At 73.0% G+C, this 4,468-nt stretch carries 6 protein-coding genes; 2 read left to right on the top strand and 4 right to left on the bottom strand.

Annotated elements, in window-relative coordinates; translation table 11 throughout:
- Positions 1 to 40: 40 nt before the first annotated feature.
- A complete protein-coding gene (locus MW084_RS04795) occupies positions 41 to 934 on the bottom strand; it encodes a LysR family transcriptional regulator (protein WP_010471844.1) in 894 nt (297 codons plus the stop codon).
- 348 nt (positions 935 to 1,282) lie between these two features.
- On the opposite strand from MW084_RS04795, the gene MW084_RS04800 reads away from it, so the two are divergent.
- Positions 1,283 to 2,056, top strand: coding sequence for an SDR family NAD(P)-dependent oxidoreductase (locus MW084_RS04800; protein WP_010471842.1), 774 nt, complete (start codon positions 1,283 to 1,285; stop codon positions 2,054 to 2,056).
- A 148-nt stretch (positions 2,057 to 2,204) separates the two neighbouring features.
- Here the strand turns inward: MW084_RS04800 and MW084_RS04805 are convergent, their stop codons facing one another.
- Together MW084_RS04805 and MW084_RS04810 are read right to left on the bottom strand one after the other, a co-directional pair.
- Positions 2,205 to 2,420 (bottom strand): DUF397 domain-containing protein, encoded by a 216-nt coding sequence (locus tag MW084_RS04805; RefSeq protein ID WP_010471840.1) that lies wholly within the window; start codon positions 2,418 to 2,420, stop codon positions 2,205 to 2,207.
- Positions 2,413 to 3,300, bottom strand: coding sequence for a helix-turn-helix domain-containing protein (locus MW084_RS04810; RefSeq protein WP_010471839.1), 888 nt, complete (start codon positions 3,298 to 3,300; stop codon positions 2,413 to 2,415). The genes MW084_RS04805 and MW084_RS04810 overlap by 8 nt, the downstream gene beginning before the upstream one ends.
- A 194-nt stretch (positions 3,301 to 3,494) precedes the next feature.
- Here MW084_RS04810 and MW084_RS04815 point away from each other — a divergent pair, with 194 nt between their 5' ends.
- Positions 3,495 to 3,896: an ATP-binding protein gene (locus MW084_RS04815; RefSeq protein ID WP_010471837.1), complete on the top strand. Its 402-nt coding sequence runs from the start codon at positions 3,495 to 3,497 to the stop codon at positions 3,894 to 3,896.
- Positions 3,897 to 4,039: 143 nt separating this feature from the next.
- On the opposite strand, the gene MW084_RS04820 is transcribed toward MW084_RS04815, so the two are convergent.
- The coding region (locus MW084_RS04820; protein ID WP_275563487.1) for a TCP-1/cpn60 chaperonin family protein at positions 4,040 to 4,413 on the bottom strand (374 nt) is incomplete at its 5' end.
- Positions 4,414 to 4,468 lie beyond the last annotated feature (55 nt).

The following is a 4,468-nucleotide window of genomic DNA, read 5'->3' on the forward strand; positions in this document are numbered from 1 at the left end:
CCCCCCGAAGCGCCCGCGGCGATCCCCCGTCGACGCCCCCCTACACCTGCGAAGCCGCCTCCGCCAGCCGGTCCAGCGTGGCCGCGACGGCCGGGACCCGTGCCAGGTCCGGCAGGGTGAGGGCGACGATCTCCCGCTCCACCGGCGGTTCGACCGCCACCACGCGGGCACCCCGGGGCCGTACGGGCTCGACGGCCAGCTCCGGCAGGACGGCCACGCCGAGACCGGCTCCGACCAGGCCCACCACCGCCGGGTAGTCGTCGGTCGCGAAGTCGATGCGGGGGGTGAAGCCGGCGGCCTCGCAGACCTCGACCAGCTGGCGGCGGCACCGGGGGCAGCCCGCGATCCAGGGTTCCTCGGCCAGCTCCCCGATCGCCACGGCGTCCGCGTCGGCCAGCCGGTGCCCCGCGGGGACGAGGCCGACGAGCCGGTCGGTGAGCAGCGGACGCACCACCAGCTCGTCCCACTCGGCGACGCCGCCCGCGTACCGGAAGGCCAGGGCGATGTCGCAGTCGCCCTCCCGGAGCATCTCCACCGAGCGGGGCGGCTCCGCCTCGACGAGGGAGACCCGGACACCGGGGTGCTCGGCGCGCAGGGCGGCGAGGGCGGTGGGGACGAGCGTGGAGCTGCCGCTGGAGAAGGAGACGAGCCGGACGCGGCCGGACCGCAGGCCCGCGATGGCGGCGACCTCCTCCTCGGCGGCGGTCAGCCCGGCGAGGACGCCCGCCGCGTGCCGGACCAGGGCCTCCCCCGCCTGGGTGAGGCGCATCTCCCGGCCCGTGCGGATGAGCAGCGGGGTGCCCGCGGAGGACTCCAGGGCCTTCATCTGCTGGCTGACGGCCGGCTGGGTGCAGCCCAGCTCGCGGGCCGCGGCGGAGAAGGAACCGGTGGCGGCCACGGCGCGGAGGACTCGGAGATGACGGGCTTCGATCACTCTTCAACTATAAGCGGCTCTTTGAACGTACGAGGTATGGCCTCCAGATCCTTTGGGGACTCGGTCCGGAGCGCGGTCGCGCCCGGGACCCGCGGCGGTGCGGGGCCGGCCGCCGGCGCGGGAGGGGAGCGGGGCGCGCGAGCGGCGGGGCGCGTACCCCCGTGGCGCGATCCGCCGCGCCTCCCGGCCGCGGGGGCGTACCGCACCGGGGCCGGCCGGGCGCGATGCGGTGCGCAGGCGTGTGCGGCGGGCGTCCGGGCACCGGTTTTCCGGGCCGACTCCGGGCCGTGGCGCGGCGTCGGCGGGCGGGGCGCCTGCGCGTCCCGGTGGGGCACTAACGTGCCGCGTATGACGAGTGCACTGATTACTGGCGCGACGGCGGGTATCGGGGCCGCCTTCGCGCGGCGGCTGGCGGCCGACGGCCACGACGTGGTCCTGGTCGCCCGCGACGTGGAACGGCTCAGGGAGCAGGCGACCGAACTGCACGACCGGCACGGCGTCGAGGCGGAGGTGCTGTCCGCGGACCTCGCCCGGGAGGAGGGCATCGCCGCCGTCGAGGCGCGGCTGGCCGACCCGAAGCGGCCCGTGGACCTGCTGGTCAACAACGCCGGCTTCGGGAACAAGGGCCGCTTCCTCGACGTGGCCATGGCCGACGAGCTGCGGATGCTGAAGGTGCACTGCGAAGCGGTGCTGCGGCTGACGGCGGCGGCCACGGCCCCGATGCGGGAGCGGCGGCGGGGCGGCGTGGTGAACGTCGCGTCCGTGGCCGCCTTCGTGCCGCGCGGGACCTACGGGGCGTCGAAGGCGTGGGTCGTGCAGTTCACGCAGGGCGTGGCGCGGGACCTCGCGGGGAGCGGGGTGCGGCTGATGGCGCTGTGCCCCGGCTTCGTGCGGACGGAGTTCCACGAGCGGGCCGGAATGGGCACGGACGGCATCCCGGGGTGGATGTGGCTGGACGCCGACAAGGTTGTGACGGACGCGCTGGCGGACCTGGCGCGCGGGCGGACGCTGTCGGTGCCGGACCCGCGGTACAAGGCGCTGATGGGCGTGGTGAAACTGGTCCCGCGCGGGCTGCTGGGCGGGGTGAGCTCGCGCGCGGGACGCAAGTACGGCCCCCAGTAGGGCGGGGCCCGAAGCGGGGCGGGCCGGTACGGGTCGGGGCCCGGAAAGCGGGTCGAGTGCTGGGTGCCTGCGGCACATGTGCCGCCCCTACGTATGAGCGCCCGGCCGGGGAGTCACCGGCCGGGCGCTCACGTTCACAGCGGTCTTGTCAGACGCGGCACAACGCGTCGAGGAACACGCCCCACGGGCCCGCCGGAACGGCGAACGCGCCACCGCCCGGGTTCTTGGAGTCCCGGACCGCGATCCCCTCGGGCAACATGGCCGCCTCCACGCAGTCCTGGCCGGTACTGCCCGAGTATGAGCTCTTGAACCACCGGGCACCGTCCAGCTCACGGGACACCTGGTGGCTGTCTATGTCAGTCACGGCACATCTCTTTCCTGATCGCTCTCATCATTTCCACCGAGTCCGGCTCCGGGAGCGCGAGATCACGCAACGAATCGACGTAGAAGCGCAGGTCCCGGACCTCACGTGGCGCCTTCCTGAACGACATGCCCGTCATGGCGTCGAACGCGACGAGGGGCTTGTCCGCCGTCCCGTCGAACTCCAGCAGGGTGAACATGTGAGTCAGGGTGGCGTTGGCCGAGAAGGGAATGACCCTGAACGTCACTCGCCCGGATTCCGCGTCGTCGATCAGCGAGTCGAGCTGGTCCACCATGACGGCTCTGCCACCCACCTCCTGCCGCAGAGCGGCCTCGCCGATGATCGCTTCGACGGTCGGCGGACGGCTCTTGCCGAAGATCCGGCGGCGCTGTGTGCGCAGCTGGGCGGACCTGTCCATCTGGTACGCCGACAGGACGATCCGGTCGAGCGAGAGGGTGAGCGCCTCGCTGTAGGAGCGGCGCTGGAGGATGCCGGGCAGGACGTTGCCCGCGCACGCCGTGATGCGCGCCGCCGCGTCCTCGTAGGCGATGAACTCCAGCAGAGAGGGGTCGAACTCCGACTCGAACTCGCGCCACCACGCCTCGTCGACGTTCCGTGCGGCGTCGAGCAGCGTCTCCAGCCTCACCCGCGTCTCGATGTCCAGGTTGAGGACGCGGGTGATCGCCTTCCACTCGTCGCCGTCGGGGAGAGCGGCACCCCGTTCCAGTCGGGAGTAGCGGTCGATGGTGCTGCGGCCTATGGCTCTGGCGAGGTCGATCTGCTTGACCCGGGCGCCTGCCGACGTACGGGCGGCGGCACGGGCCGCCTTCAGCGCCTCTGCGAAGGACCGCCTGGCGACGATGGCCGCCGTGTTTACGGGCATCCGCACCCCTCCCTCTCGCTGTAGTCGTCGGCAGCGTAGCGCGATGCCTTGCCCACAACCCTCCTGAGGGTATTTCAACTCTGCCACTTGCAACCGCGATTGCGATCGCACCACACTCGCATCGCGTACCGGCGCGGTGAAGTCGCGGTGCGTGAGCTCCGCGGTCTTGCCATGGCCGCGTACAGGAGGCTGCGATGCACACGGAACGGCACGCGTACGCGGGCGAGATGCGGGAGCGGGTGTTCGCCTGCTCCCCGGACCAGGTGGGCCCGGCTCGCCGATGGGCGGCGGCGGTCTACGCCGAGGCCGGCGTCACCCCGGAGACCGTCGAGGTCTGCTGTCTACTCGTGAGCGAGGTGACCACAAACGCGGTGGTGCACGCGGGCGGTGGGGAATTCCGCGTACGTATCCACGAGCGGGACCTGTGGATCGAGGTGTGGGACCAGGCCCCGTATACCCTGCCGCGGCACCGGGCGGCCGACGAGGGGGCGGAGCACGGCCGGGGCCTTGAGCTGCTGGACCTTCTCGCACCCGGGTACGAGGTGGTACTGGGCTGCGCGGGCAAGGCGGTTCGCTTCCGGCCCAAGAGCGATTGAGGATGCGCCCCGGGTGTCGCGCCCGACAGGGGAAACCGCTGGGAAGCGGGCGAGGCCCGGCGCCTCCTCGTGGGGGCGCCGGGCCTCGTCGTGCGGGGTGCGCGGGCCGGCTCGGGGGCCGGTCCGCGCGGTCCGACGGTGCGTCAGTGGGCGTGGCCGTGGCCGTGGCCGTGGCCCGCGTCCGCCGGCTCCTCCTCCTTCTTCTCCACCACGAGGGTCTCGGTGGTGAGGAGGAGGGAGGCGATCGACGCGGCGTTCTCCAGCGCCGAGCGGGTGACCTTCACCGGGTCGATGACGCCGGCCTTGACCAGGTCGCCGTACTCGCCGGTGGCGGCGTTGAAGCCCTGGCCCTTGTCGAGCTCGGCGACCTTCGAGGTGATGACGTAGCCCTCGAGGCCGGCGTTCTCGGCGATCCAGCGCAGCGGCTCGACGGCGGCGCGGCGGACGACCGTGACACCGGTGGCCTCGTCGCCCTCCTTGCCGAGGTTGCCCTCCAGCACCTTCACGGCGTGGACCANCGCGGAGNCGCCACCGGNGANCTNCGCGAGGCGCTCCCTGCAGCTTCTCGCGGT

The sequence above is a fragment of the Streptomyces sudanensis genome (assembly GCF_023614315.1).
Taxonomy (GTDB): domain Bacteria; phylum Actinomycetota; class Actinomycetes; order Streptomycetales; family Streptomycetaceae; genus Streptomyces; species Streptomyces sudanensis.

Coding starts and splice junctions, on each gene's coding strand:
- MW084_RS04800 (WP_010471842.1), top strand. CDS start 1,283: ATGACGAGTGCACTGATTACTGGCGCGACGGCGGGTATCGGGGCCGCC.
- MW084_RS04810 (WP_010471839.1), bottom strand. CDS start 3,300: ATGCCCGTAAACACGGCGGCCATCGTCGCCAGGCGGTCCTTCGCAGAG.
- MW084_RS04815 (WP_010471837.1), top strand. CDS start 3,495: ATGCACACGGAACGGCACGCGTACGCGGGCGAGATGCGGGAGCGGGTG.